Origin of the sequence: Desulforhopalus vacuolatus (assembly GCF_016918505.1) — a bacterium.
Classification (GTDB): domain Bacteria; phylum Desulfobacterota; class Desulfobulbia; order Desulfobulbales; family Desulfocapsaceae; genus Desulforhopalus; species Desulforhopalus vacuolatus.
This window is the reverse complement of record NZ_JAFFPZ010000024.1, coordinates 1-25,294: the sequence shown is the minus strand read 5'-3', so window position 1 is coordinate 25,294 and position 25,294 is coordinate 1. Positions and strand designations below refer to the sequence as shown.

Annotated in this window: 23 protein-coding genes and 1 rRNA gene; 7 read left to right on the top strand and 17 right to left on the bottom strand. The window is 46.0% G+C overall.

What is annotated here, in order from left to right:
• The first annotated feature begins 22 nt into the window (after positions 1 to 22).
• From JWG39_RS12680 to JWG39_RS16850, 4 genes are all read left to right on the top strand, one after another.
• Positions 23 to 304, top strand: a complete 282-nt coding sequence (locus tag JWG39_RS12680; RefSeq protein ID WP_205219785.1) for a YkvA family protein — start codon at positions 23 to 25, stop codon at positions 302 to 304.
• A 124-nt stretch (positions 305 to 428) separates the two neighbouring features.
• Positions 429 to 1,595, top strand: a complete 1,167-nt coding sequence (locus tag JWG39_RS12675) for an ATP-grasp domain-containing protein (RefSeq protein ID WP_205219784.1) — start codon at positions 429 to 431, stop codon at positions 1,593 to 1,595.
• Between the two features lie 102 nt (positions 1,596 to 1,697).
• On the top strand, positions 1,698 to 2,762 hold the full coding sequence (gene msrB / locus JWG39_RS12670) for a peptide-methionine (R)-S-oxide reductase MsrB (RefSeq protein WP_205219783.1): 1,065 nt from the start codon (positions 1,698 to 1,700) through the stop codon (positions 2,760 to 2,762).
• Positions 2,763 to 3,568: 806 nt separating this feature from the next.
• Entirely contained in the window at positions 3,569 to 3,694 is a 126-nt protein-coding gene (locus JWG39_RS16850) for a hypothetical protein (protein ID WP_275889011.1), read from the top strand.
• 380 nt (positions 3,695 to 4,074) lie between these two features.
• On the opposite strand, the gene lpxB is transcribed toward JWG39_RS16850, so the two are convergent.
• From lpxB to JWG39_RS12635, 7 genes are all read right to left on the bottom strand, one after another.
• Entirely contained in the window at positions 4,075 to 5,226 is a 1,152-nt protein-coding gene (gene lpxB / locus JWG39_RS12665) for a lipid-A-disaccharide synthase (RefSeq protein WP_205219782.1), read from the bottom strand.
• Complete coding sequence (locus JWG39_RS12660) at positions 5,223 to 6,200, bottom strand: Gfo/Idh/MocA family protein (RefSeq protein ID WP_205219781.1); 978 nt, start codon at positions 6,198 to 6,200, stop codon at positions 5,223 to 5,225. The genes lpxB and JWG39_RS12660 overlap by 4 nt, the downstream gene beginning before the upstream one ends.
• 11 nt (positions 6,201 to 6,211) lie before the next feature.
• Positions 6,212 to 6,919, bottom strand: coding sequence for an ABC transporter ATP-binding protein (locus JWG39_RS12655; RefSeq protein WP_205219780.1), 708 nt, complete (start codon positions 6,917 to 6,919; stop codon positions 6,212 to 6,214).
• 3 nt (positions 6,920 to 6,922) lie between these two features.
• Positions 6,923 to 7,702, bottom strand: a complete 780-nt coding sequence (locus JWG39_RS12650; protein WP_205219779.1) for an ABC transporter ATP-binding protein — start codon at positions 7,700 to 7,702, stop codon at positions 6,923 to 6,925.
• A complete protein-coding gene (locus JWG39_RS12645; RefSeq protein ID WP_240192130.1) occupies positions 7,699 to 9,006 on the bottom strand; it encodes an ABC transporter permease subunit in 1,308 nt (435 codons plus the stop codon). Before JWG39_RS12645 ends, JWG39_RS12650 begins: the two co-directional genes overlap by 4 nt.
• A complete protein-coding gene (locus tag JWG39_RS12640) occupies positions 8,984 to 9,898 on the bottom strand; it encodes a branched-chain amino acid ABC transporter permease (protein WP_205219778.1) in 915 nt (304 codons plus the stop codon). The genes JWG39_RS12645 and JWG39_RS12640 overlap by 23 nt, the downstream gene beginning before the upstream one ends.
• Positions 9,899 to 9,974: 76 nt before the next feature.
• The gene (locus JWG39_RS12635; RefSeq protein ID WP_205219777.1) at positions 9,975 to 11,102 is read right to left on the bottom strand and encodes a branched-chain amino acid ABC transporter substrate-binding protein; all 1,128 of its coding nucleotides are present in this window, start codon (positions 11,100 to 11,102) and stop codon (positions 9,975 to 9,977) included.
• A gap of 257 nt (positions 11,103 to 11,359) precedes the next feature.
• On the opposite strand from JWG39_RS12635, the gene lpxK reads away from it, so the two are divergent.
• Positions 11,360 to 12,403: a tetraacyldisaccharide 4'-kinase gene (lpxK, locus tag JWG39_RS12630; RefSeq protein ID WP_205219776.1), complete on the top strand. Its 1,044-nt coding sequence runs from the start codon at positions 11,360 to 11,362 to the stop codon at positions 12,401 to 12,403.
• A 245-nt stretch (positions 12,404 to 12,648) separates the two neighbouring features.
• Positions 12,649 to 13,638 (top strand): UDP-3-O-acyl-N-acetylglucosamine deacetylase, encoded by a 990-nt coding sequence (lpxC, locus tag JWG39_RS12625; RefSeq protein ID WP_205219775.1) that lies wholly within the window; start codon positions 12,649 to 12,651, stop codon positions 13,636 to 13,638.
• Positions 13,639 to 13,717: 79 nt separating this feature from the next.
• On the opposite strand, the gene JWG39_RS12620 is transcribed toward lpxC, so the two are convergent.
• Both JWG39_RS12620 and JWG39_RS12615 read right to left on the bottom strand, forming a co-directional pair.
• On the bottom strand, positions 13,718 to 14,917 hold the full coding sequence (locus JWG39_RS12620) for a DegT/DnrJ/EryC1/StrS family aminotransferase (protein WP_205219774.1): 1,200 nt from the start codon (positions 14,915 to 14,917) through the stop codon (positions 13,718 to 13,720).
• Positions 14,918 to 15,115: 198 nt separating this feature from the next.
• Positions 15,116 to 15,817: a tetratricopeptide repeat protein gene (locus tag JWG39_RS12615; RefSeq protein ID WP_205219773.1), complete on the bottom strand. Its 702-nt coding sequence runs from the start codon at positions 15,815 to 15,817 to the stop codon at positions 15,116 to 15,118.
• A 166-nt stretch (positions 15,818 to 15,983) separates the two neighbouring features.
• Here JWG39_RS12615 and xseA point away from each other — a divergent pair, with 166 nt between their 5' ends.
• Positions 15,984 to 17,330 (top strand): exodeoxyribonuclease VII large subunit, encoded by a 1,347-nt coding sequence (gene xseA / locus JWG39_RS12610; protein WP_205219772.1) that lies wholly within the window; start codon positions 15,984 to 15,986, stop codon positions 17,328 to 17,330.
• 120 nt (positions 17,331 to 17,450) lie between these two features.
• On the opposite strand, the gene sat is transcribed toward xseA, so the two are convergent.
• The 8 genes from sat to rrf form a co-directional block, all read right to left on the bottom strand.
• Entirely contained in the window at positions 17,451 to 18,728 is a 1,278-nt protein-coding gene (gene sat / locus JWG39_RS12605) for a sulfate adenylyltransferase (RefSeq protein WP_205219771.1), read from the bottom strand.
• A 165-nt stretch (positions 18,729 to 18,893) separates the two neighbouring features.
• Positions 18,894 to 19,427 (bottom strand): pilus assembly FimT family protein, encoded by a 534-nt coding sequence (locus tag JWG39_RS12600; protein ID WP_205219770.1) that lies wholly within the window; start codon positions 19,425 to 19,427, stop codon positions 18,894 to 18,896.
• A 345-nt stretch (positions 19,428 to 19,772) separates the two neighbouring features.
• Positions 19,773 to 20,318, bottom strand: a complete 546-nt coding sequence (gene cobO / locus JWG39_RS12595) for a cob(I)yrinic acid a,c-diamide adenosyltransferase (protein ID WP_205219769.1) — start codon at positions 20,316 to 20,318, stop codon at positions 19,773 to 19,775.
• Between the two features lie 68 nt (positions 20,319 to 20,386).
• The gene (locus tag JWG39_RS12590; protein WP_205219768.1) at positions 20,387 to 21,445 is read right to left on the bottom strand and encodes a GDP-L-fucose synthase family protein; all 1,059 of its coding nucleotides are present in this window, start codon (positions 21,443 to 21,445) and stop codon (positions 20,387 to 20,389) included.
• Between the two features lie 11 nt (positions 21,446 to 21,456).
• The gene (gmd, locus tag JWG39_RS12585) at positions 21,457 to 22,581 is read right to left on the bottom strand and encodes a GDP-mannose 4,6-dehydratase (protein ID WP_205219767.1); all 1,125 of its coding nucleotides are present in this window, start codon (positions 22,579 to 22,581) and stop codon (positions 21,457 to 21,459) included.
• A gap of 4 nt (positions 22,582 to 22,585) precedes the next feature.
• A complete protein-coding gene (locus JWG39_RS12580; protein WP_205219766.1) occupies positions 22,586 to 23,926 on the bottom strand; it encodes a UDP-glucose dehydrogenase family protein in 1,341 nt (446 codons plus the stop codon).
• Positions 23,927 to 23,946: 20 nt separating this feature from the next.
• Positions 23,947 to 24,810 (bottom strand): UTP--glucose-1-phosphate uridylyltransferase GalU, encoded by an 864-nt coding sequence (gene galU, locus JWG39_RS12575; protein ID WP_205219765.1) that lies wholly within the window; start codon positions 24,808 to 24,810, stop codon positions 23,947 to 23,949.
• A gap of 308 nt (positions 24,811 to 25,118) precedes the next feature.
• Positions 25,119 to 25,235, bottom strand: a 5S ribosomal RNA gene (rrf, locus tag JWG39_RS12570).
• Between the last annotated feature and the right edge of the window lie 59 nt (positions 25,236 to 25,294).

Sequence of the window (25,294 nt, the reverse complement as noted above, 5' to 3'; positions counted from 1 at the left end):
TAAAATAAAAAACAAATCGAAAATGGATATCCTGAAAAAATATGTAGAATATATGCTTTTAATTTTCCCCATGCTTAAAGATACTTTTTCGGGTGAGTATAAAGAACTACCTAAAGGTTCGATAATCGCAATTATATGTACACTGTTATATATTTTATCTCCAATAGACTTGATTCCAGATATCATTCCAGTGCTTGGTGTTTTAGATGATGCGGTAATGATTTCATTATGTATGAAACTTGTTTCAGATGATATTGAAAAATATAAAAAGTTTCGTGAAAATAAATCTGGCTTAGAAAAGTAGTTCAAAATATCCAATCATGCTCCCCTTCTGTCTGTAATACTAAATAGAACACTCTTTTCAGAAGTCGATATCTTTTGCGAGAGAATACAATTTTTATAAACCAATCAATGTAAAGGATTTTATTATGTTTTTGTTAGACAAACCTTATGTATCAGATTTTCTTAAAAGAACAATTAAAGAAAATGCTATACCTGTTGTTGATACCATAGAATCTCGAGAATTAGGTCTTCTTAAAGGAACAAATATTATCAGTGAAGAAACAGCAAAATTAGAGGCTGAAAATAATCCTTTAATTTATACAAATTCAGAAAATACCATAGGTTGGATTTCTGAAAATTTATCCTTTACCGATATTCCACAAAAAATAGAATTATTTAAAGATAAATATAAATTCAGAGAATTAATTTCGGATTTATTCCCTGATTTTTTTTATAAAAAAGTGGATTTTAATTCTTTAGATGAAATTGATATCAGTTCATTTCCTTTCCCCTTTATTATTAAGCCCTCAGTAGGATTTTTCAGCATGGGAGTGTATAAAGTAAATGCAGGAGAGGAATGGAGTGAGGTTAAGGAAAAAATAAAAAATGAAGTGAGCAAAGCTCTAAAGATTTATCCTGATCAAGTTATAAGCTATACTTCATTTATAATAGAACAATGTATCAATGGGGAAGAATTTGCTATAGACACATATTTTGATTCACAGGGCGATCCCGTAATTTTAAATATTTTACAACATGCTTTTTCTGACGATTCAGATGTAAGTGATAGAATCTATATGTCATCAAAAGAAATTATAAAGAACAATTTTGAAGATGTATACAGTTTTTTGAAGAAAATCGGAGAGCTGGCACAAGTTAAAAATTTCCCCTGCCATGTTGAGCTGAGGAAAGAAAGTGACGGAACGTTAATTCCTATTGAGATAAACCCCATGAGATTTGGAGGCTGGTGTACAACACCTGATTTCACCTATTCTGTGTATGGAATTAATTCATATTTATACTATTATAATCAGCAGAAACCTGACTGGGATAAAGTATTAGAGGGCAAAGATAATAAAGTTTTTTCTTTGATAGTCTTAGATAATTCTACAGGAGTTGATGGAAATAACATAACATCTTTCAACTATGAAAAATTACTTTCAGATTTTGCCAAACCACTGGAATTGAGAAGGATAGATTACAAGGAATACCCAATTTTTGGATTTCTTTTCACAGAAAGTGCCGATGATAACTTACAGGAATTAGAAAATATACTGAAATCAAATCTTAGAGAATATATTACAGCTAAATAAAAGAATTAAGAAAGGAGACAGGAGAAGGGAGGCGGGAGAAAGGGAAAGGCGGAACACATTCAGCGGATTATTCGTTAAATAAACACAGCAAAGCGAGGTCTTATGAAAAAGATAACAGGGTTATTTTTGTCAGCATCAATACTTTGTTCTGCATCATTAGCGAGCGCGGATACAACGGTTTTAGCGGGCGGCTGTTTCTGGTGCATGGAATCGGATTTTGAAAAGCTGCCCGGGGTGACGGATGTTGTCTCTGGCTTTACCGGTGGTACAGTAGAAAATCCGACCTATCAGGGAAACCATGATGGCCACTATGAAGCCGTGCAGATAACCTATGATCCAGAGAAGGTCAGCTATCAAAAATTATTAGATTATTATTGGGTGCATATTGACCCCTTTGACAGCAGAGGGCAATTCTGCGACAAGGGAGAGAGTTATTTAAGTGCTATTTTCGTCGCTAATGAGCAGGAACGAAATCTGGCGGAACAGTCAAAGCAGGTCGTTAAAGATACATTTCCCAATAAAACCGTGGTCACTCCTGTATTAAATTCCAGCACTTTTTATCCTATACAAGGGAATGAGAGTTACCATCAGGATTATTACAAAAAGAGCCCTTTGCGTTATAAAGCGTATCGCTGGAATTGCGGGCGGGATAAACGTTTACGAGAGATTTGGGGGAAACCTGTCAGCCACAAAGAGGTGACGGGGAAAAGTGCGAAATATGTCATCCCCGCCAAAGCAGTATTAAAAGAGAAATTAACACCTTTGCAATACAAAGTAACACAAAAAGCGGGCACTGAAACACCCTTTAAGAATGAATACTGGGATAACAAGAAAGCGGGCATTTATGTAGATATCGTCTCAGGAGAGCCCCTTTTCAGCTCGCTTGATAAATACAAATCCGGTACAGGATGGCCAAGTTTTACGAAACCACTCGAACCTGCAAATATCATTGAAAAGGAAGATAGAAGCTGGTTTTCAGTAAGAACGGAAGTCGTGAGCAAACATGCGGGTTCTCATCTGGGGCATGTTTTTAATGACGGGCCTGCACCGGCAGGACTGCGCTATTGTCTGAATTCAGCGGCATTAAAGTTTGTTCCTGTAGAAGAACTTGAGGAACAGGGGTACGGCATGTACAGCAAATTATTTACTCCAAAAGCTGACCAATAATTTTTAAAGGGGACCTCAAAGAGCTCGCTGCACCCCTCTGTGAGGGGTTTTTTTGAGGTTTCCTTTCACCCGTTTGATTCCCCCATCGTTATCGTTACGTTTCGCGTCACCGTGTAGACAAGGCATGCCTTGTCTCTACAACACCATTGCTAAAATCCCTGCCGTACCGATTTTTCATCAATGGTGATGATCGCGTTCTCTGGTCAATACAAAATGTAAATGGTATCATATCAGCCTGACCATCAAAAGAGTAAATTTTCATGTGACCACAACGCGTTGTTCCTCTTCTTCCGGATACACCGTGGAAGGATGACGTTTCAGCACCATGGATGCATCAAAAGGACATTGCGGGGGGCACAATAGAGCAAAAAAAATGCACTCCTGCCCCTGCGGAGAGATAATACGACGTTTTTAACGAAAGACAGATGGGATCAGAAGAGGTTGTAATTTCTCCTTTTCCCATCTCTTTAAGATGGTGTTTTTTGTTAAATAAATCAATATATTACGAAATTCACAGGGAATATTATTCCCTGAATAATAATATTTCAAAGTTTTCCAGAGCTGATCTCTCAACATAAATTGAGGAGCTTAGATAAATTGGGGGTTGTTTTCCATCAATCCTGTGATAAAATAAGGGTATTGGAAGATTTTACAGGGAAAATAACAGTCGGATATAATTTTCAACTTCGATGTCTTTAACGTCGTATGCAGTGGAAAATTTATCCAGTTATAAGGCGATATTATAGACTTTTTCCATGTTCTATGTATTGCATTCTTATAAAATAAACCTGAACAAGGAGTTACTCATGTCTAAAGGTAAAGATTCCCAGAAGAGCACCAAAAAAGCTGCCGGAAAAACATTGAAAGAAAAGCGCAAAGATAAAAAAGCAAAGAAAGCCAATAAAAAATCTACAATAAATGCTGAGCTCTAGTAACAGGGGGACCTTGAAACAGCTTGTATTTCGTTCATACTCAAGGCACAGGAGGAAATTTATCGCAGGCATATAAGTACCTTAGAAATTATTTTTGTTTTTTTTGAAAAGAATTTCGTGAAGGCCCTTATGCTGTTTTACCGTTCATCAGCGGTGTTATGATATCGGAGTCTGGCGTTTGCCTCCGAGGATAATTTCTTGACTGTAACGAAGAAGATGGGCGAAATACAGGTTATAAAAGATACCCTGGAAGGTTGTAATGAAAGGCAGCGATGACTGCTGTTTGAGAAGATGAAAAGAGGAGAAAAAAGATAGAAATGCCCAGATCCCGGGCGATTGTCCTTGTTGTACGTTTTCGTTAGAGATTTCTCGCAACCCGCTCAACGCTCAAGTAACGCCAGCACATCATCAGCCACCCTCCCCGATGCCCCCGGCTCTCCAAGCGCCGCCTTCACCTCCGCCAGCCCCTGCAACATCGTCTGCCGCTTCTCTGTATCAAAGAGTTGTCCCTGCAACTCATCAGCAATTCGCTGTGGTCTTACCTCCTTTTGCAACAGCTCCGGCACAACCTCGCGATCAGCAATGAGGTTGACGAGAGAGAAGTATCTCACCTTAATAAGGCGGATACCAAGCTGGTAGGTGAGCGGAGACAATTTATAGCAAACCGCCATCGGCCGCTGCAGGATGGCCAGTTCAAGGGTAACCGTGCCAGAGGCGGCAACGGTACAGTCACAGGCAGCCATCGCTTCGGTGTGGGAATCGGCCACCAGTTCGATACGAAGATCTGAGAAATCAGACAGGCCGCATTCTTGAAGAAATTCTTCGGAGATAGTCGAGGCGCGGGGAATGAGGAAAACCGGTGGGGTGTCGAGTCGTGCCTGCAGCTCCCGCCCGGCGGCGAGAAAAATCGGCAGCAGTGAGGCCACTTCCCGTTTCCTGCTGCCTGGAATAAGCCCGACACAAACCGTGGCTGGATCAATGTGTCGTTCCCGCAGAAACTGTTCCCGGTCCGTTGTCTTCGTAATGCTGTCCAGCAGCGGATGGCCGACATATCTCGCCGTCAGGCCATGTTCACGGTAGAATTTCTCTTCAAAAGGAAGAATGACACCGAGTCCGTCCACCCGCTGACGCAGGGTTTTTACCCGTCCGGTACGCCACGCCCAGATCTGCGGACAAATATAGTAATAGACTGGAATACCAACTTTTTTAGCAACCTTTGCGAGCAGCAGGTTGAAGTCGGGAAGGTCAATAATGATCAGGAGATCAGGGCGGCTCTGCCGCAGTCGTCGCCGCAGAATACGCTGGGCACGGATAATATCCGGCGCATGCGCCAGAACTTCCACCACACCCATCACTGAGATCTTTTCTGCCTCAAAAAGAATCTCCACGCCTTCCGCTTCAAGCAGCGGACCGCCCATGCCGCAGAAGTGAATGTCACTGTGGCGCTCTTTGAGCGCTTTCACGAGGTTGCTGCCATGCAGGTCCCCGGAGGCTTCTCCGGTGACGATCATTATATTGAGGCTCTTTTTCATGGTACCGCCAATGAGAATGTATTGAACGCCGTGCTTACGGCACCTGCCTTGATCTTCTCCATAACTTCGAGGGCTACGGCGAGAGCTGCTCTGCCCTCTTCTCCGCTTACCTCTGGACGACTGCGCTCGCGTACATGACCGACAAATGCGCAAATCTCGTCAAACAGAGCATCAGCACTGTCAAACCGCTCCTCCTCCGTTGAGAGGAGAGGCTGGCCCTCTTTCATTCCGTTACTCTTCACCCAGGAAAGAGAGCGTTCCGCAAAATTGACATCAAGTCGTCCCCCAGGCTGTAACACCTGCATCCGCCGCTCATTAATCGGAGAAACACGGCTGGCAGTGAGGGTGGCCACTGCCCCGCTGGTAAATTCAAACCATGCAGAGGCCGTGTCAGTGTTGGGGGTCACCGTTGCTGCCCCTGCAGCCGCAATAGACTTTAAGGGAGCGTCAATCATGCTCAGGATGAGGTCAATATCGTGGATCATCAGATCAAGCACTACGCTTACATCAACACCGCGATTCTTGAAGGTTGCCACCCGGGTAGCCTCAATAAGTGCGGGAGAATGAAGCCGGGCCCGCATGGCCCGCACCGCCGGATTGAAGCGTTCAAGGTGTCCTGTCTGCAGAATGCATTTTTTCTTTTTGGCCTTTGCCAGTAGTTCATCGGCCTCGGCAAGGGAGACGGTGATCGGTTTTTCCAGCAGGACATCAATGCCCTGGTCGAGAAAAAATCCGGCAACGTCACGATGGCTGACAGTGTTTACCGCCACAGACACCAGATCAACCTTTTCGGCCAGTTCGTGATAATCAGAGAACGCTGCACAACCACACTCAGCGGCTACACTCTCGGCCCGCTCTCTGTTGCGGTCTGCAACGGCCACCAGGTTCACATTTTCCAGCGCGGCATATTTCCGGGCATGAAATCGGCCAAGGTAACCGACTCCAATAACTGCAGCCCGCAACACCTCTGCCATGGTCAAACTCCTTAAATACCGAGGTAGGCTTTCCGGATATCTGAATTTTTGAGCAGATCCTGTGCCTTGCCGGCAAGAGTTATGGTTCCGTTCTCCAACACATAACCGCAGTCTGCAATCTGCAGGGCCTGGTTGGCATTTTGTTCAACAAGAAAGACGGTAACGCCCCGCTCCCGGTTGATCTCTTTGATAATATCAAAGATCTGTTTAATAACCAGTGGCGCAAGCCCCATGGAGGGCTCGTCGAGCAGCAGCAGCTTCGGCCGGGTCATCAGCGCCCGGGCCACGGCAAGCATTTGCTGTTCTCCTCCGGAGAGCGTACCACCCGCCTGTGAACGACGGCGGGCAAGAATGGGAAAGAGATCAAAACAGTTCTGCATATCCTTTTTGATTCCGTCTGCATCCCGCCGGAGAAAAGCCCCCATGTCGAGGTTCTCCTGGACGGTGAGCTGTGGAAAGATATGCCGCCCCTCGGGTACCTGGGAAAGGCCCATTTTCACGGTTGTTTCCGGCGATTTGTTCTGAATCTCCTGATCAAGAAAGGTGATTGTTCCCTCGCGTGCGGCGACTATGCCAGAAATGGTCATCAGGGTGGTACTCTTCCCTGCGCCGTTAGCCCCGATAAGGGTGATAATCTCACCCTCGTTGACCTCAAGGGAAATGCCCCGCAGAGCCACAATGTTCCCGTAGCCGGCCACTACATTTTTCAGTTTCAGCATGGTTTACTCTCCGAGATACGCCTTAATGACGGCGGGATTGTTGCGGATCTCTTCCGGTGTTCCTTCGGCGATCCTGCTGCCGTAATCCACCACGAAAATCCGCTGTGACAGGCTCATGACCAGCTTCATGTCATGCTCAATAAGGAGCACGGCGAGACCTTCTCCGGCAATTTCACGGATGAGATCATTGAGATCTTCGGTTTCCTGCGGATTCATGCCGGCAGCAGGTTCATCGAGGAGCAGCAGGTGCGGCTCGGTGGCCAGAGCCCGGGCTATCTCAAGGCGGCGCTGGGCACCGTAGGAAAGATTTTCCGCGAAGTCATTGGCAAACTCCGCAAGGCCAACCTTCTCCAGCAGTCGGTAGCTGTGCAGGAGAATCTCCCGCTCCTCACGACGTGCACGGGGGGTCCGGAAGATTGCCCCCAGAATAAAGGTTTTCGTGCGACAATGACGGCCTATCATCACATTTTCCAGCACGGTCATTTTGGGGAAAAGGCGGATGTTCTGGAAGGTGCGCGAAAGCCCTTTGCTGGTAACAATGTTAGGTTTTAATCCTTTGATACTGACTGGTTTCTCGCCCTTTCCAGGGGTGAGAAAAATATCTCCGGCGGTCGGTTTATAGATTCCGGTTACACAATTAAAAAAGGTGGTTTTCCCCGCACCATTCGGACCAATGAGGGCGGCAATCTCACCACTGTGAACGGTGATGTCCAGTTTGTTCAAGGCGCGGATACCGCCAAAATCCATGGTGAGGTTCTGCACCTGCAGGATCGGTTCACTCATGCCCCACCCTCCTTTTTTTCAGCCTTGATACTGTCGATATCATATTTTCGCCGTACCACTGAGATCAGTCCCTGCGGACGGAAAATCATCATCAGGACGAGGATGGCACCAAAAAAGAGCATCCGGTACTGACTGAGCTCCCGCAGGTACTCTGGAAGCAGAATGAGAATCAGCGCACCGAAGATAACCCCGACGATGGATCCCATGCCACCGAGGACGACGATGGAGAGGATCATGGCTGATTCCAGAAAGGAGAAGCTGACCGGATAGACAGAACGGTTCTGTGCGGCAAAGACAACTCCGGCGATGCCAGCCCAGAACGCTCCAAGAGAGAACGCGGCGAGTTTCGTCCGTCGTTTGTCTATTCCCATGGCCTGACAGGCGATTTCATCTTCGCGCAGGGCCAGCCAGGCGCGGCCGAGGCGGGAGTCCTGCAGTCGGTTAACCACAAAGATGGTAAGAACCACGAAGAGGACCATCAGGTAATAGAGATAGAGAATCTTCTGGGAAGGTGTAAGACCCAGGCCCAAAAAGGTGGGACCGGGAATGTTGACAATTCCGGCGACACCGTTGGTAAGTTCGGTCCAGTTTTCAAGGACAACCCGGATGATTTCACCAAAACCGAGGGTAACGATGGCAAGGTAGTCACCGCGCAGGCGCAGGATGGGAAAGCCGAGAAGCAGACCAAAAATCGCGGCAAAGAGCCCGCCGAGGGGCAGTGCCATCCAGAAATTGATGCCGTAGTGAAGGTTGAGCAGTGCATAGGTGTAGGCACCGACGGCATAAAAGGCAACAAAGCCGAGGTCCAGCAGACCGGCCATACCGACGACGATATTGAGACCGAGTCCGAGCATGATGTAGAGAAGTGCCATGATCATGATATTGATCTGGTATTCATTGACGACCTGCGGATAGATGATCGTCAGGAGCAGCACCACAGCACAGACGATGGCGCGTTGTCTCGGGTTGGTAATAACACGATTGATCAGAGAATCCCGGTGTGCCTTTTTTTTCACAATTTTATGAGGAGACGTGCCCCTGAAATGATGCCAGAGGCGAATCCCCCACGCCTGTATGGAGAGATAGAGGAGCCAGAGGTGCGGAAGGCTCTGCAGCACGGCAGTGCCGATGCCCACCCACATTACATTCTTCAGTCGCCATATAATATTATCGCTGAGTGGATCAACCCTCATACCCAGAATCGGGAAGGTGAGAATCATGAACCAGCCGGAGACAAGCAGAATACGTCTGATATCTTTTGCCGTAATCATCTCTTCCTCTTCATACTTTCTCAGTCTCAGCATGGCCAAGAAGACCAGCGGGACGGAAGATTAAAATCAGCACCAGCAGCGAAAAAGCAAAAACATCTTCGTAGGCGCTGGAGAAATAACCGGTGGCGAAGCTCTCCGCCATACCGAGGACAAGCCCGCCGAGAACTGCTCCGGGGATGGAGCCAATTCCGCCGAGAACTGCGGCTGTAAAAGCTTTGATTCCAGCAATAAAGCCGATGTAGTAGTGAATGGAACCGGTATGCGAAGAGATGAGTATCCCTCCGACCGCAGCCAGTGCCGAGCCGATGATAAAGGTGGCGGAAATGATTCGATTGACGTTGATTCCCACCAGCTCCGCCATGGTGCGATCCTGGGCAGTGGCGCGCATGGCCTTGCCTGTACGGGTAAATTTTATGATCCAGGTGAGAATGAGCATGACGATAACGGTCGTCATCCAGATGACAAAGTCGGAACTGGAAAATGTTGTGGCAAATGGCTCAAGAAAATCAAACTCGGGGATAACCTCGGGAAATCCAAGATATTTTTCCGTCTGCCCGAGCATGACGTAGTTCTGCAGGAAAACCGACATGCCGATTGCCGAGATAAGCGGAGAGAGACGCGGTGCGCTACGCAATGGCTTGTAGGCGATCTTCTCCACCGTATAACCGTAACCACCAGCCCAGAAGATTGACGCTGCGGTGGCGATACAGATCATTGCCCACAGTGGCAGGCCAAGGACGGTGAGCAGTGAGGATGCAAGAAAGAAGACAAAAGCCCCGATCATATAAATCTCACCGTGGGCAAAGTTGATCAGCCCGACAATCCCATACACCATTGTATAGCCGAGAGCGATCAGAGCGTAGATTGACCCTTTGGTCAATCCGCTGGCAAAGAGTTCTATAAAATATTGATAGTCGAAATCCATGGCGCCTGAGTGGAAAAAGGAAAGCCTGAGCCGGGAATTCCTGACTCAGGCTTGAGAGACATCGTGTTCCGGCAGGTTATTTCTGTTCTACAAATTCACCATCAACAACCTTTGAGACAGCATACCCGATTCCGGTTGCATCGCCAACCTCATCGAAGCTGACATTTCCCATGGGAGTGGCAACGGTCTCAGATCGCAGAGCCTTTGCCACTGCGGAAAGCTCAGTGGAGTCAGCCTTGTCGACAGCATTGACGAGGACAATCATGGCGGTGTAGGCATTGAGATAAAATTCACCGGGCTCAGAGCCGAATTTCTTTTTATGCTCTTCTATCGCCTGAATGGCCAGAGGATTGGAGGTGGTGTCTTTTGAGCTGGATGCATACACGCCTTCGGCATATTTTTTCGCAACGTCAATGAAGGTTTTTACACGAATACCATCGTCTGAGACAAAATACGTCTTCATCCGTTTCTTGCGCATGGTAGTGACTATCTTGGACGCTTCTGGATGATATCCACCATAGAGCACAACATCAGCTTTGGACCGTTTTATCTTCTGTACGATAGCAGAATAATCAACTGCACCCTGGGTAATACCCTCTTCAAGAACGATTGTGGCACGCCCGTCTTTTTCAAATTGCTCTTTGGCAAAGGAGATAAAACTTTTGCCGTAGTCGCCTTTGTCATCAAGAAGAGCAATTTTTTTTGCCTTGAGTGTATCAAGGATAAAATCGACATCAACCTGAGCCTGGGCATCATCGGGGGCAACTGTGCGGAAGAAATTAGGATATTGCCCATCCTTGGTAAGCCCCGGAGTCGTTGCCGAGGGAGAAATGACAAGGATTGACTTCTCTTTGTAGAGAGGCATTACGGCTGCAGTTGGTCCGGAACAGGTATGTCCTATAACAACATCCACGCCGTCGGAGATCAATTTTTTTGCACTGTTGACGGCGATCTCTGGTTTACAGAGATCATCTTCAGAAAGGATCTCAATTTTTTTGCCGTTGATACCACCTTCAGCATTTACCTTTTCTGCAATAATTTGCGCTGCTTTGAGGGTAGGCAGTCCGTAGGAGGCGAGCTGTCCGCTGTGGGCTCCAGCGACACCGATCTTAATAGTATCACCTGCAGACGCAGCCACCGGCGCGAAAGCAAAGAGGCAACATGCCGCCATAAAAAATGCAGAATTACGAAGTGGGAACTTCATGGAAATGCTCCTTGTTTGGGGTTTTGAGTGCCTCGCATTGCGATCGCTCTTTCATCTGTATCCCTCGGAATCAGACGACAGAGTGTACACTCGATAGAGTACCTGCAGGATATCGTTTCAATTGACAACTTCTCACCTCATATCTGCAAGAAGTGACAAATGTGAGTATAATGGTGCAATTATAACGTAAATCACCATGCAAACATATCTCAAAGTTGACATACTTGCATAACCTTTTGTTTTTATCCTTTATACAAATGAAAACCAGACTCGATCTCCTTTTTCTCCTCGGGCGCCCCCTCGGTCCTGTGTACGGTATGGTGATGAAAATCCGTACCCTGTTCTACCGTCACGGTATTTTCACGGTACATCAGATGGGGGTGCCGGTAATTTCCGTAGGCAATCTCGTGCTTGGCGGCACCGGCAAATCTCCAATGGTGCGACATCTGGCCCGGCTGCTGCAATCTTCCGGGTTTCGGCCGGCGGTGATCAGTCGTGGTTACGGTGGAATGGCCTGCGAGGCTGTCAATGTTGTTTCCGACGGCCGCTCTCTCCTGCTCAATGCGATGCAGGCAGGTGACGAGCCCTTCATGCTGGCGAAGTCCCTGCCGGGTGTTCCGGTGCTGACCGGGAGCAAACGGCGGCTGCCCGCAGCCCGGGCTGAAAAGGAGCAGGGAGCGGATTGTCTTGTGCTTGATGATGCCTTTCAGCATCTGGCCGTTGGACGGGACATCAACATCGTCCTTTTCGATTCCACAGCCCTGACAGGCAACAGCCGCATCTTTCCTGCAGGTCCTTTGCGGGAACCATCCTCCGCCCTCAGGCGGGCAGATTGTTTTGTTCTGACTGGAACGACCGGGGCAAATACGAAACAGGCGACGAAGTTTGCCGCCAGGCTCAGAGAACAGTTTCCTGAAAAACAGGTCTTCCTGGCCAGGCGAAAACAGTATCAGCTTTATTCAGAGGCTGGCGAGGTCGTCTCGTGTGAAGATGTACCGGCAGCAGCAGCTTTCTGCGGGATAGCGCATCCAGAACGATTTGAACAGAGTCTGAAGGAGCTCGGGATTTCGCTCAAGCTCTTTACAGCACTGCCGGACCACTTCACCTATACGCAGAAAAGTTTGCAGACGTTCTGTAAGAAGGCAGGCGAGGCCGGTGCGGAAGTACTGATAACAACGGAAAAAGATATCGTAAAAGCAGGTGAACTGGAAAGTTCACTGCCCATTTTCACTGCTCGATTTGAAGTCGCCCTGCCGAAGGCATTTGACCGTTATATACTGGAAAAGCTTCAGAAAAAGTGAGTGCTGTGTGTGAAGGACATTGTCAGCAGGCCTGTTGCGGGAAAAAGAACACACTCATCAGCCACGATATGTGGCTTTTATCCCATAGTTTTACTGTTGTTTGTTTTTGTATCGGTACAAAAAATAAAACTTTTATTCGATATTTCATAATGATACATTTAATTGCCCTCCTTTTTCTGTTTCAGGTATAGTTCTTGCTTATTACCCTTTGTACAACAAAACAAATTTCTTCGAAGGGTAAAATTATGAAATATGCAATGGATCCTCACCAGTACACACTCAAGAAAACGGTAGACTGTCATGGTATTGGCCTGCACTCCGGGCGTGACATTTCGCTGCGGATTAAACCAGCCGCAGCCGATACTGGAATACGTTTCTTCCGCAGTGATCTTCCAGGCCAGGCACCTGTTTATGCACACATGAACCGGGTGGTTGACACCACTCTGGCGACGACCATTGGCAACCAATATTTTCGGATCTCCACGACGGAACATCTCATGGCAGCTCTTCGTGCCGGCGGAATTGACAATGCCGATATCGCAGTAAATGCCCCAGAGATTCCGATCATGGATGGTTCTGCAGCTCCTTTTGTTGAAGCTTTGAATCAGGCGGGGATGAAACAGCAGAATCGCTGCCGCCGCGTCTTGAAGATTACCAGACCTGTCACCTATACCGATGGCGACAAACGCCTCACCATCTCTCCTTACGATGGCTTCAAGGTAAGTGGTGAAATTTCCTTCGATGCCGAGATAATCAAACACCAAAAATATACCTTTGACCTCAACAGCGGTCATTTTGATGCAGATATTGCCCGTGCACGTACATTCGGTTATGTAGAAGAGGTGGAACAGCTGTGGGCGAACGGACTTGCACAGGGTGGTAATCTGACGAACGTTATTGCAATTCACTGGGATCGCAAGTCCATTCTTAATGAAGACGGCCTGCGCTACAAAGATGAATTTATCCGCCACAAAATTCTTGATCTCATTGGCGATATTGCACTGCTCGGAATTCCTGTTCTCGGTCACATTGAGGCGTACAAAGTTGGTCACACCCAGCATCTTGGTTTGATGAAAGCCATTGAAGAAGCCGAGAATTGCTGGGAAGTTGTTGAACTGAAGAGTAACGGAGGACAATCTGTCCTCAGCCGTATGGCTGCAAGTACCAGAGCAATTGGAACGACCATGCTCCCCTTCTTCCACACGGAAGAGGAACCGACAGCTCTTGCCGCCTGAAGTTACGTACGATAATATAAAAAAAGAGGCCATATCGCTTTAAAGCGATATGGCCTCTTTTTTATTCTGTGAAACAAATTCAGGCTGAAATGGCAACAATTGCCTTTTTGATTTTCTCGAAATGAGCATCGTCCATTTTGACGTTGATGGGATAGCAGAGAGTCCGTGTCAGGATTGCCGCAGTCTTCGGTAATGCATCCACATCGTAATGAATCCGCCTGCGACCATCGACGTCGGCAAAGGGATAACCAGACCGGGTGACGCTCTTCTCTCCCAGGAGATGTTCCCAGTGGGTGTAATAGTGCCAGCTGTTTTCACTGAAATTTATTGCCCCGCAGTCGTGTGCGCGTAAAACTTCATTCACCCTGCGGGACTCATCTGCAGTCGGCAGGAGAAAGGTAACAAAGGAAGCGTTGTCTCCAGCTTCATCCAGAATAGTACGGAAACTTACCCCGGGAATATCAGAGAGGATTTTTTTCAGGCGGGCTTTGTTTGTACGTTGAGTGGCGATGAGTGAATCAAGTTTTTCAAGTTGACCCAGTCCAATTGCCCCCTGGAGTTCCATCATGCGGTAGTTGGATCCAAAAAAGCGACGTCCATCAGCTCCGCGTCCTCCCGGATTCTCAGCATGGTCATGACCATGGTCATGATACTCACTCATCTTTCTCCACAGGTCTGCATTCCGGGTGATTATCATTCCCCCTTCACCAGTGGTAAGAGTCTTTACGGAATCAAAGGAAAACGTACCGCATGCCCCGAAACTGCCGAGATGCCTTCCGTGAAGATAGCCACCAGTGGCCTGGGCAGTATCTTCGAGTATGGGAATGTTGTGTTTTTCACCGATGGCAACGATCTCCTCAATCCTGGCCGGAGCACCCATCATGTGAACGGGAACAATGCACTTTGTCTTGTCAGTGATTTTATTTTCGATATCGTCGGGATCAAGATTAAGGGTATCGTCAATTTCAGCAAAAACAGGAACAGCTCCAATCTCAAGGATTGCTTCCCAGGTTGCAACAAAAGTAAATCCCTGGGTAATGACCTCATCACCGGGGCCAATTCCGAGGGCCATGAGTGCCACTTTCAAAGCAGCGGACCCTGAAGTGACTGCCTGTGCGTGGGTGCTACTGGTATAGGCCGCAAATTTCTCTTCAAATTCACGAACCTTATGAATTCCTTTGCGTTGTTCTCCAAACTCATAGCGGAAAAGCACGCCGGTATCAAGAACCTCATTGATATGACGTCGTTCTTCTTCCCCAAAAATTTCATAACCCGGCATACTGCCTCCCCTGCGTACTTCATTGCAGTTTTATGTATTATAGATACCTTGAAACAGCCTGCATTCGTTCATATTCGAGGCACAGGAGGAAATTTACCGCAGGTATGCGATTGATATCGGAGTCCAGACGTACCTCCGAGGATAAATTTTTTACTGTAACGAAGAAAATGGGCGAAAGACTGGTTACTCAAGGTATTCTTATTTTGTAATAACCGCTTTTACCTGCTCTATTCTGGACTGCATAAGCAGTTTGTTCTGAGCCATGTTCGGGTCATCACCGGCAGTTATCACATAATCGTTGTAAATTGCGAGAGCCCGTTCAGCCTGACTCTGTTCTTCAAGAATTCGTCCCTCGCCGTAGAAACCGATGAATTTATATCCAGCAATATTCTGCAGTTCATGATAGAGAGCAATTGCTCCGACAAAGTCTTTTGCCCCTTCAAGTGCCTGTGCATTCCCATAGAGAAGCAACCCGTAGAGCGGGTTACTCTCGGAAGTTTCGCCTCGGATTGCACCAAAACGATCTGCAGCATCCTTGAAATTTCCCTGGGTCATTGCGAAGCGGGCCAGTTCTACTTTCGCCCAGGTAGCCGCAGGGGTAGAATCATACTCTTCAACTATTTTCTCGAGGGATGCCTGGCGTTGCTCCTGTGGGTCACTTATTGCGACTGCAAGAGCGGAGGCCCCATTCTGGATCTGTTTCTGATGCGAGGATCGCCAGAGTGAAAAAGAAACGACGAAAATTGCCAGCAGAATAAGCAGCCATTTAATGACCCTTGAGTTCCGGCTGATATATTGAATCGCCGGTTGCGGAACGTTGATATGCTCAAGAACAGCTTCAACCTTATCAATGGTTGCTTCGGGACCAAGACGCTTATTGTACGCACTCTCGATTGACATGCGATATTTCTCCATTTATTTTGAATGGTCTGCAGCATAATTGTCTACAGACAGAAAAGATTTCTAACACCAGTGTACGTATTCAACAGGGTTTTCAATATAAACGATTGCCCTTTTGCTGTCATTGGGAAACCGGCTGGTGTCCAACTTTTACCCGTAATACAATATGTCTTCAACTTCATCTGATACAATCCTGACCGTCGGGCAATTTACAAGTAATCTCAAAGAGATACTGGAAAGTCTATTTCGTTTCGTTCATATTTCGGGGGAAATTTCCAACCTGCGCACTCCCCTTTCCGGTCACTCTTACTTCACTTTGAAGGATTCTGAAGCGCAACTGCAGGCAGTTCTGTTCAAACGCCAGAAACGTTTTGTTGATCTGCAACTGGAAGATGGCCAGAAAGTGATTTGTTTTGGTCGGATATCTGTCTACGAACCACGAGGGAACTATCAACTGATTGTTGACAGTATTGAAGTGAACGGTTCTGGCCAACTACAGCAAGACTTTGAAAAACTGAAGAAAAAGCTCTTATCCAGAGGATATTTTGATGATGCTCGAAAATTAAAGATACCAGTCGCACCACAAAGAATAGCAGTGATAAGTTCTCCTGCTGGAGCTGCTTTTATCGATTTTTTGAAAACGATCCGCTTGCGGGGAACATCGGCTCATATTGAACTTCTGCCAGTTCCCGTCCAGGGAAACGAGGCGGCAGGGAAAATCGCCGCTGCAATCAACACCTTAAACACGTTGAACAGGCATGATATCATTGTTCTGATCCGGGGTGGTGGCTCGCTGGAGGATCTCTGGGCCTTTAATGAAGAGGTTGTAGCGGATGCCATTTTTAATACGCGGCTGCCTGTTGTTACCGGTATCGGCCATGAAATTGATTTTACCATTGCAGATTTCTGCGCTGACTGGCGATGTTCAACCCCGACAGCTGCGGCCGAGTTGCTGACCCCGGACCGCAGGCACAACAAAGAACGTCTGAGAACATGCAAAGTAAGACTTTGTAACCGCATCACCGAACAACTGAACACCGCAAGGCAAAATTTAAAACTCCAGACCCGCGATCTTCACCGTTTCACCTATACTGTTGATGAATGTTCGCATCGGCTGGAGATGAGCCATGCACTGTTGACTCAGGCCATTGACACTGTAATAGGTGAAAGAGAAGACCGACATGTTGAGCTTTATCATCGCCTCATGTTGAGTGCCCCTCTCAATCGTATTGAGAAAAAACGTAATAATCTTGATTGGGCCCTTGGTAAAATTTTCACAACAATGAACCAACAACTTGCTTCCAGGGAAAAAAATATTGCAGGGACGGCAGCTCTTTTACATGGAGTCAGCCCGCTGGCGACCCTTTTACGTGGTTATTCCATCACACGTACCATACCGAAAAAAGGTGAAAAAGAGATTGTTCGAAACAGCGCTTCAGTTCAATGTGGTGAGCAGATTGAAGTTTTGTTACACGAGGGACGGCTTGAGTGTGAAGTGAAGAAAATTGAATAAGAACTGGCGGACTGTGGTTCTGAGGTAAAAGACAGCAAGATTTTTATTAAAAACAACAGTGGCCATCTCCTTAAAAGAAGATGGCCACTGTTATTTTTTCAGCGTATGTATCAGAAAACCTTACATGCTGTCGCCAGATGCAGCTCCCTGCATTTTAACTTCAACTTTTTCAGTAAGACTTGCATAATATTTTTTGAGGTAAACCAGAACTTCTTCACGCCCAAAGTGATCCGGGATGGGTCCACCTTCGGAAAGAGCTTTCCGAAGTTTGGTTCCGGAAAGAATAACACGGCTTTCCTTGTTATGGGGGCAGGTACGCAGAGAAGCCATACCGTCACACTCGGTGCAATAGAAAGTCCAGTCAATTTTCATCGGTTTACACAGCAGATCTTTGGCATCATCTCCGGTGTAGGGAATGCGGTCAAATATTTCCTGTGCTTCAAAGAGACCATAGAAGTCACCAACACCTGCATGGTCACGTCCGATCAACATGTTGTTTACGCCATAGTTTTGACGGAAGGTTGCATGAAGAAGACCTTCACGGGGACCAGCATAACGCATATCAAGAGGATAACCAGCGTTGATAACATTTTCTTTCACGAAGTATTTGTCAATCAGGATGTCGATTGCGCCAACCCGAACGTGAGCAGGAATGTCACCTGGTTTCAGATTTCCGATGAGGGAGTGAATGAGAACGCCGTCGCATACTTCAACTGCAATTTTAGCGAGGTATTCATGGGAGCGATGCATCGGGTTTCTGAGCTGAAGGGCCGCAACGTTTGCCCAACCGCGATCATCAAACATTTTACGGGTTTCAGCAGGTTTGAGATATACTCCCGGGTATTCTTTGGGGTATTCACCTTCAGAGAGAACTTTAACAGGACCGGCAATGTTGAATTCTTTCTGTGCCATTACCATCTTGACACCTGGATGATCTTCGAGGGCTACTTCCCAGAATTTACCATCGACAGAATCTTCTCCGTGACCCATGAAGACGTTCTCGCATTCCCACTTTTTATCAGTCTCGGTCATCTCGTATTTTTCTTCTACGAGCATGGTAGCAAAGACTTCGCCTTTTCTAACGAGGGCAACTTCTTGACCTTCTTTTACATCAGCGGCATCGCCTGTAGTGATATCAAGAGTAATGGGTACTGGCCAGAATGTACCGTCAGCAAGTTGAAAATTTTCGCAGACGTTTTTCCAGTCGGCTTTTTTCATAAATCCTGTAAGCGGGGAAAAACCACCGATTCCCAGCATGATAAGGTCGCCTTTGGCCCGATCTGAGATCTCAATTTGTTTGAGACCAGCTGCTTTTGTTTTCTCAGCAGCAAGCTCAGAACCTTCAAGCAATGCACATACCAGACCTTTTCCGCCATGGGGAGCAACTAACTTTGACATGATTTCCTCTCGATAAAGGTTAAAAATTAGCAGTTACGATACCTTTTACCGCCTCTGCAAACTGAATGACCGTTCATTAAAAGAATATCTATTATCTTGCATGAGGAAAGTCAAGGGAAAAGGCAAGAGATGATGTTTTTTGCGAAGAGAAAAATAGCTGTATTTTTATTTGCTTTTCTCTACACGTATTCTGCCGAGGGAATTGATTACAACCTTCCCCTCTTCTTCCCCGCTCCACAGAACCTTAATAGTACCACCGAACATTCCGAGTCGATTCCTGTAAATCAGCCTGTTGTCGGGGAAATTGGTTGTAAACGTGAGGAGAGACTGGCGGGCGGGTGTCGAAGAGGAGCCCTGCAACACATCAGTTGAGAGAAAACCTGTCTGCTTTTCGTTCGGCTGCTGGACACCATCTTTTGCTGTCCCACCGCCATTTCCATTGTCTTGAAAGACGGTTATCTGATTAAGATCTCCATCTTCTTTTCCTTCGCTGTTGGAAAAAAGAACGACAGTATTCGAATTAATTTTAAAGGCATCCAGACGGGCGTCCATCAGAAGCGTTACGGTGTTGCGGATAAGAGTATTAACCTTTCGCGTATGGGAGAAACGGGTCATCTCCGGGCCAGCAAATACTGTCAAGACAAGGAAGAGAGCAACGACAACCATAACTTCAACGAAACTCAGTCCATTTTTAGTCAACAGACTTCCAGATATCCTTTTCAAGGAATTTTTCATAAGCGTCTACCTGGTAAATGAGATGATAAACAACAACATTTATTGGTCGGACTTATGGCTACCTTGAATAATCAGTCTTTCGCCCATCTTCTTCGTTACAGTAAAAAATTTATCCTCGGAAGATCAATCATATACCTGCGGTAAATTTCTTCCTGTGCCTCGAATATGAACGAAATACAAGATTATTCAAGATACCCTTATTTTCAACAGACATCTTTAAAGGAGAGACCTCTTCTTTAAAGATGTCTGTAACGAATAAAAGGGGCGATTATTCGGTGTTTTCTTATGTAAAAGAGCGTCTTGCAGACCTCAGAATTCGATTCCTTTCTGAGCTTTTATTCCTGATTGGAAAGCGTGTTTTTCTGCTTTTATAAAAGAGACGGTATCAGCAATATCTGTTATCTCGGGAGCAGCATTTCTACCAGTAATGATGATTGATAATCTTTCGGGTTTGTGTTGCAGAAGAGCAACAATTTTTTCTACTTCGAGGAAATTATAGTGAGGCAGATAGGTCAACTCATCAAGAATGATGAGATCGTATTTGTCGCTGTTGACCTTCTCTTCAGCAAGTGCAAAACCAGTTCTTGCAACTTCCCTGTCTTCTTCAATATTTTTTTTCTTGAAGACAAACCCTTTGCCGCAAATATGCCATTCAAGGTTATCAATCTTTCGGGCCATCAACCGTTCCCCGAAATCTCCCTGTCCCTTGAGAAATTGAATTACACATACCTGCATTCCATAGCCGAGAGCACGAAATGCGGTGCCAAGAGCAGCTGTGGTTTTTCCTTTACCGTCACCGGTATTAACAATAATACGCCCTTTCTCAGCCATGTGGGAATCTCCTTGTGAGATCATTCAAGGTATCCTCATGAAACGTTAAAAGTGTAGCAACTTTTCACTCAGATTGCAAAAAAAAAGGATAATCAACGAGAGAGGTAGTTATGATAGGTAGATTTCAATGCTGAAGAAAAATCAAACCGGGGTTTCCAGCCCATCTGACTGAGACGGGAAATATCAAGCAGTTTCTGTGGAGTGCCATCGGGGTAACTTGAGTTGAAACGAATTTCTCCTTCATAACCAACCGTTTCCGCTACGAGCCTGGCCGTGTCGTGAATTGTCATGTCTTTACCCGTACCAATATTTACAAACGACGGGTTGGGGAGTTTAAAGAACGAGGGATCCTGCTCCATAACATCAAGGCAGGCCGATGCCATATCATCAACATGAAGAAACTCCCTTTTGGGAGAACCGGTACCCCAGAGTTCAACAAAAATTTCTGTATTGGAGTTTAGACTTTTTTCTGCAGAATTGTAGCCGATTGAAGCTGCAATATCCTCGGGGATCTCGCCATATCTTTCTTCATCTGCTGAAATGGCTTCAACGTCACCCTGTAATGCCAGTTTGGCAAGATGGCATTTACGAAGCATTGCCGGGATAACGTGGCTGTTCTTCAAATGGTAACTATCCCCCGGTCCAAAAAGATTGGTGGGCATTACACTGCGGTAATTCGTGTCATACTGCCGATTGTATGATTCACAGACTTTAATACCGGCGATTTTGGCGATTGCGTAGGCCTCATTGGTAGACTCAAGAAGACCTGTGAGTAAACTTTCTTCGTGCAGAGGCTGAGAGGCTAATTTGGGGTAGATACAGGAGCTGCCGAGAAAAAGAAGCTCTTTTACGCCACACTGCCAGGCCTGATGAATGACGTTGCACTCCATCATCAGATTTTCATAGATAAAATTGGCGGGGTACGTACTGTTGGCAAGGATTCCACCAACTCTTGCTGCAGCGAGAACAACGACATCAGGACGTTCCTTCTTGAAAAAGCACGTAGTCTGATGCTGATCAAGAAGGTCGAGTTCATGGTGACTTCGGGTGATAATCTTGTGTATCCCCCGCTTTTTAAGTTGTCGAATAATGGCTCCGCCAACCATTCCCCGGTGACCGGCTACGTATATTTTTTGATTGGAATCAATCATGAAAAGAACTCCTATTCATTGTGATCAAGGATTGTATAACCTTCACTTCTGCACAGGTCATCGCGTTTGGCTTCTTCATAATCATGACGTACCATTTCTACGACAAGCTGGGAAAAGGACGTTTCAGGCGTCCAATGTAATTTTTCCCTTGCCCTGGAAGGATCTCCCAATAAGGTTTCAACCTCAGTGGGCCGAAAGTAACGGGGATCAACACGTACAATAACATCCCCCAGAGCTAAATTGCTCGAAGGAGGAAGCGAACCGGAAATGGTATCAACAACTCCAATTTCTTCTTTTCCCTTTCCTTTCCATTTGAGCATCACACCAAATTCAGCGGCAGCTGCATTGACAAATTCACGTACAGAGTGCTGCTCTCCTGTGGCAATGACAAAATCCTCGGGAGCCTCCTGCTGGAGCATTAACCACTGCATGACCACATAATCACGGGCATGGCCCCAGTCCCGGCGGGCATCAAGATTTCCGAGATACATGCAGTCCTGCAAGCCAAGAACCATACGTGCAACAGCTCTGGTAATCTTGCGGGTAACAAAGGTCTCTCCACGTCTTGGAGATTCGTGGTTGAAGAGAATTCCGTTACAGGCATACACACCGTATGCTTCGCGATAATTGACAACAATCCAGTACGCATACATTTTTGAGACAGCATACGGGGAACGCGGGTAGAAAGGCGTTGTCTCCTTCTGAGGGACCTCCTGGACTTTACCGAAAAGTTCAGAGGTTGACGCCTGATAAAATTTCGTCTTTTGGGTCAGGCCCAGAATGCGTATTGCTTCAAGCAGACGCAGTGTCCCGAGGGCATCAGAATTTGCCGTATATTCTGGTTCTTCAAAAGAAACAGCGACATGGGATTGAGCTGCGAGATTGTAAATCTCATCCGGTTGAATCTTTCCTATTATATGGATAAGGCTGGAAGAATCAGTCAGATCTCCGTAGTGAAGGATAAAATTTCGGTTAGAGACATGCGGGTCTTGATAAATATGGTCAATACGACTGGTATTGAACGATGAAGAACGTCGTTTGATACCATGTACCTCGTAGCCTTTTTGCAACAGGAGTTCAGCGAGGTAGGAACCATCCTGTCCGGTAATTCCGGTAATAAGTGCTTTGCGCAACATATATTTATCCCTCTATCAATGAGCGACCACGACCAATACCATAATAGGCAAGGCCCCTGCTTTCTATGCGGGAAGGTTCGTACAGATTTCGTCCATCAAAGATAACTTTATCCTTAAGTTCACTGACGAGAAGTTCAAAATCCGGTACGCGAAAGGATTTCCATTCTGTCACAATGAAAAGGCCATCGGCCCCATGAAGAGCACCCTCCTTTGTTCCCATAAGAGTTAAATCATCTCGGGAACCAAAGATTCTCTGGGCTTCTTCCATTGCTTCGGGATCGTAGGCCTGAACCTTTGCTCCGGCTTTCCAGAGAAATTCAAGTAATACACGGCTGGATGCCTCACGCATGTCATCAGTATTGGGTTTGAAAGCAAGTCCCCACACCGCAAATTTTTTGCCTTTGAGATCACCATTATAATGTTTAAAAGCATGATCAAATAAAATCTTTTTCTGACGATAATTCACATCTTCAACGGCCTTCAGAATTCTTGTTTCATAGCCAATGTCTTCTGCAGAACGCTGGAGGGCCTGAACGTCTTTTGGAAAACAGGAACCACCATAACCACATCCGGGATATATAAAATGATAGCCAATTCGAGAATCAGAACCGATCCCTTTACGCACCTGCTCAATATCAACTCCGAGACGCTCAGCCAGCCCGGACATTTCATTCATAAAAGAAATTTTTGTGGCAAGCATGCAGTTGGCTGCATATTTAGTGAATTCTGCACTTCGAACATCCATAACAATAATTTTGTCATGATTCCTGCTGAAAGGTTCGTACAACTCACGCATCTTTGCTTCAACATTTTTATTAGAAGTTCCTACAATAATTCGTTCCGGCCTCATACAATCCTCAAGAGCAGATCCTTCCTTGAGAAATTCCGGGTTTGACACAACATGAAAATCGATATTGGTGTGGCGTTCTTTTAAGACACCTTTTATATGAGCAGCAACCCTGTCAGCTGTTCCAACAGGTACAGTAGACTTGTCAATAATGATTTTAGGAGTTGTCATTAAAGAAGCAATTTTACCCGCCACTGCGAGGACATATTTGAGGTCTGCACTGCCATCTTCATCAGGCGGAGTGCCAACAGCAATAAATTGCAATTCTCCGAAAGCGACTCCTTTCTGTGCATCTGTTGTAAAAATTATTCTCTTCTTTTCACAGTTTTGAATAACAAGTTCTGAGAGTCCCGGTTCATAAATCGGAATTTGTCCACTACTCAAGTTCTCAATCTTTTTTTCGTCAATATCAACACAACAAACCTGATGCCCAACATCAGCAAGAACTGCTGCCTGAACAAGCCCTACATAGCCAACACCAAATACAGTAACATTCATAAATACACCTTAAACGTGTTTCAAAGAATTTTTTTAATATATTCTCTCAGTTGAGGCCCAATTTCAGGGCGTTCCAGAGCAAATGCAAGATTGGCCATCTGAAAACCGGCTTTGTCACCACAGTCAAATCGTGTACCCTCAAACTTGAAACCAAACAGAGGTTGTTCTTTAAGCAGCTCAACCATGGCGTCTGTAACCTGAATCTCATTACCTGCACCACGCTTGTGGTCCCCGAGAAGGTCAAAGATGCGAGGGGTAAAAATATAACGTCCGATGGCTGCAATATTGGAAGGTGCACTTTCAGGATCAGGCTTTTCAACCATATTCGTGACACGAATGATGCCATCATAATCCTCTTCTCCGGATAAGATCCCGTATCTATTGGTATCTTCTTTCGGAACTTCAATCGTGGCGACCATGGATGCTCTGAGTCTGTCGAACATTTTTATCATTTGATACAGTACAGGCGTTTCGCTCTGGATGAGGTCATCGGCAAGAAGAACCGCAAAGGGCTCATCACCTACAATGTCTCGAGCACACCAGATGGCGTGGCCAAGTCCCAGAGGCTCACTTTGTCTCGTATAAATAATTGTCCCCGATTTAGGGACGATCGACTCAATAGTTTTGAGAAGATCTGTTTTATCTCTCTTGCGTAACGTATCTTCAAGTTCATACTGACGATCAAAGTGATTCTCAAGAGGAGTTTTTCCACTTCCGGTAACAAATATTATCTGTTCAATACCAGAGGCAAGAGCTTCTTCAACGGCATATTGAATAAGAGGCTTGTCGACAACGGGGAGCATCTCTTTGGGCATTGCCTTGGTTGCAGGTAAAAACCTTGTTCCTAATCCAGCTACAGGGAAAACAGCTTTTTTGATTTTCATTTCCAGGCTCATTCAAAAGTTAGTGATCTCAAAATTTTTCAGTGGGTAAGCATAATAATGGCAGGTAAAAACAAAAGCCACAACAACTGATTGTCAAAATCTTTTGAAAATAAACAATAAAGAAGCTGCTTTCGCAGCGGAGGTGTAACCAGATCAGACGATAAAAATATTAATATAGAGCATTGTATAAATCTTTGAAAGTGAGGAAATGGTATAACAGGGCAAATTTGTCCATTTTTTTTGAACAATGTAGAGCGGACAAAAAAAAGAGTCCCGTAAGGAAAAACCTTACGGGACTCTATCGTAAAAAATGGCGACGACCTACTCTCCCACATAGTCACCCATGCAGTACCATCGGCGCAGAGAAGCTTAACTTCCGTGTTCGGAAAGGGAACGGGTGGATCCTTCTCGCTATGGTCGCCACAAACTTGAATCAGAATCATTATAAAATGACACTGAGCAATAAAAAAGATAATTGAATAGT

Excerpts from the sequence above, each read along its gene's own strand:
- JWG39_RS12655 (WP_205219780.1), bottom strand. The coding sequence starts at position 6,919 with ATGCTGAAACTGAAAAATGTAGTGGCCGGCTACGGGAACATTGTGGCT.
- JWG39_RS12645 (WP_240192130.1), bottom strand. The coding sequence starts at position 9,006 with ATGCTGAGACTGAGAAAGTATGAAGAGGAAGAGATGATTACGGCAAAA.
- lpxB (WP_205219782.1), bottom strand. The coding sequence starts at position 5,226 with ATGAAAAAGAGCCTCAATATAATGATCGTCACCGGAGAAGCCTCCGGG.
- msrB (WP_205219783.1), top strand. The coding sequence starts at position 1,698 with ATGAAAAAGATAACAGGGTTATTTTTGTCAGCATCAATACTTTGTTCT.
- JWG39_RS12590 (WP_205219768.1), bottom strand. The coding sequence starts at position 21,445 with ATGATTGATTCCAATCAAAAAATATACGTAGCCGGTCACCGGGGAATG.
- JWG39_RS12675 (WP_205219784.1), top strand. The coding sequence starts at position 429 with ATGTTTTTGTTAGACAAACCTTATGTATCAGATTTTCTTAAAAGAACA.
- JWG39_RS12680 (WP_205219785.1), top strand. The coding sequence starts at position 23 with ATGGATATCCTGAAAAAATATGTAGAATATATGCTTTTAATTTTCCCC.
- JWG39_RS12620 (WP_205219774.1), bottom strand. The coding sequence starts at position 14,917 with ATGCCGGGTTATGAAATTTTTGGGGAAGAAGAACGACGTCATATCAAT.
- sat (WP_205219771.1), bottom strand. The coding sequence starts at position 18,728 with ATGTCAAAGTTAGTTGCTCCCCATGGCGGAAAAGGTCTGGTATGTGCA.
- JWG39_RS12640 (WP_205219778.1), bottom strand. The coding sequence starts at position 9,898 with ATGGATTTCGACTATCAATATTTTATAGAACTCTTTGCCAGCGGATTG.
- lpxK (WP_205219776.1), top strand. The coding sequence starts at position 11,360 with ATGAAAACCAGACTCGATCTCCTTTTTCTCCTCGGGCGCCCCCTCGGT.
- cobO (WP_205219769.1), bottom strand. The coding sequence starts at position 20,318 with ATGATCTCACAAGGAGATTCCCACATGGCTGAGAAAGGGCGTATTATT.
- JWG39_RS16850 (WP_275889011.1), top strand. The coding sequence starts at position 3,569 with ATGTCTAAAGGTAAAGATTCCCAGAAGAGCACCAAAAAAGCTGCCGGA.
- JWG39_RS12660 (WP_205219781.1), bottom strand. The coding sequence starts at position 6,200 with ATGGCAGAGGTGTTGCGGGCTGCAGTTATTGGAGTCGGTTACCTTGGC.
- xseA (WP_205219772.1), top strand. The coding sequence starts at position 15,984 with ATGTCTTCAACTTCATCTGATACAATCCTGACCGTCGGGCAATTTACA.
- JWG39_RS12615 (WP_205219773.1), bottom strand. The coding sequence starts at position 15,817 with ATGTCAATCGAGAGTGCGTACAATAAGCGTCTTGGTCCCGAAGCAACC.
- galU (WP_205219765.1), bottom strand. The coding sequence starts at position 24,810 with ATGAAAATCAAAAAAGCTGTTTTCCCTGTAGCTGGATTAGGAACAAGG.
- lpxC (WP_205219775.1), top strand. The coding sequence starts at position 12,649 with ATGAAATATGCAATGGATCCTCACCAGTACACACTCAAGAAAACGGTA.
- JWG39_RS12580 (WP_205219766.1), bottom strand. The coding sequence starts at position 23,926 with ATGAATGTTACTGTATTTGGTGTTGGCTATGTAGGGCTTGTTCAGGCA.
- gmd (WP_205219767.1), bottom strand. The coding sequence starts at position 22,581 with ATGTTGCGCAAAGCACTTATTACCGGAATTACCGGACAGGATGGTTCC.
- JWG39_RS12650 (WP_205219779.1), bottom strand. The coding sequence starts at position 7,702 with ATGAGTGAACCGATCCTGCAGGTGCAGAACCTCACCATGGATTTTGGC.
- JWG39_RS12635 (WP_205219777.1), bottom strand. The coding sequence starts at position 11,102 with ATGAAGTTCCCACTTCGTAATTCTGCATTTTTTATGGCGGCATGTTGC.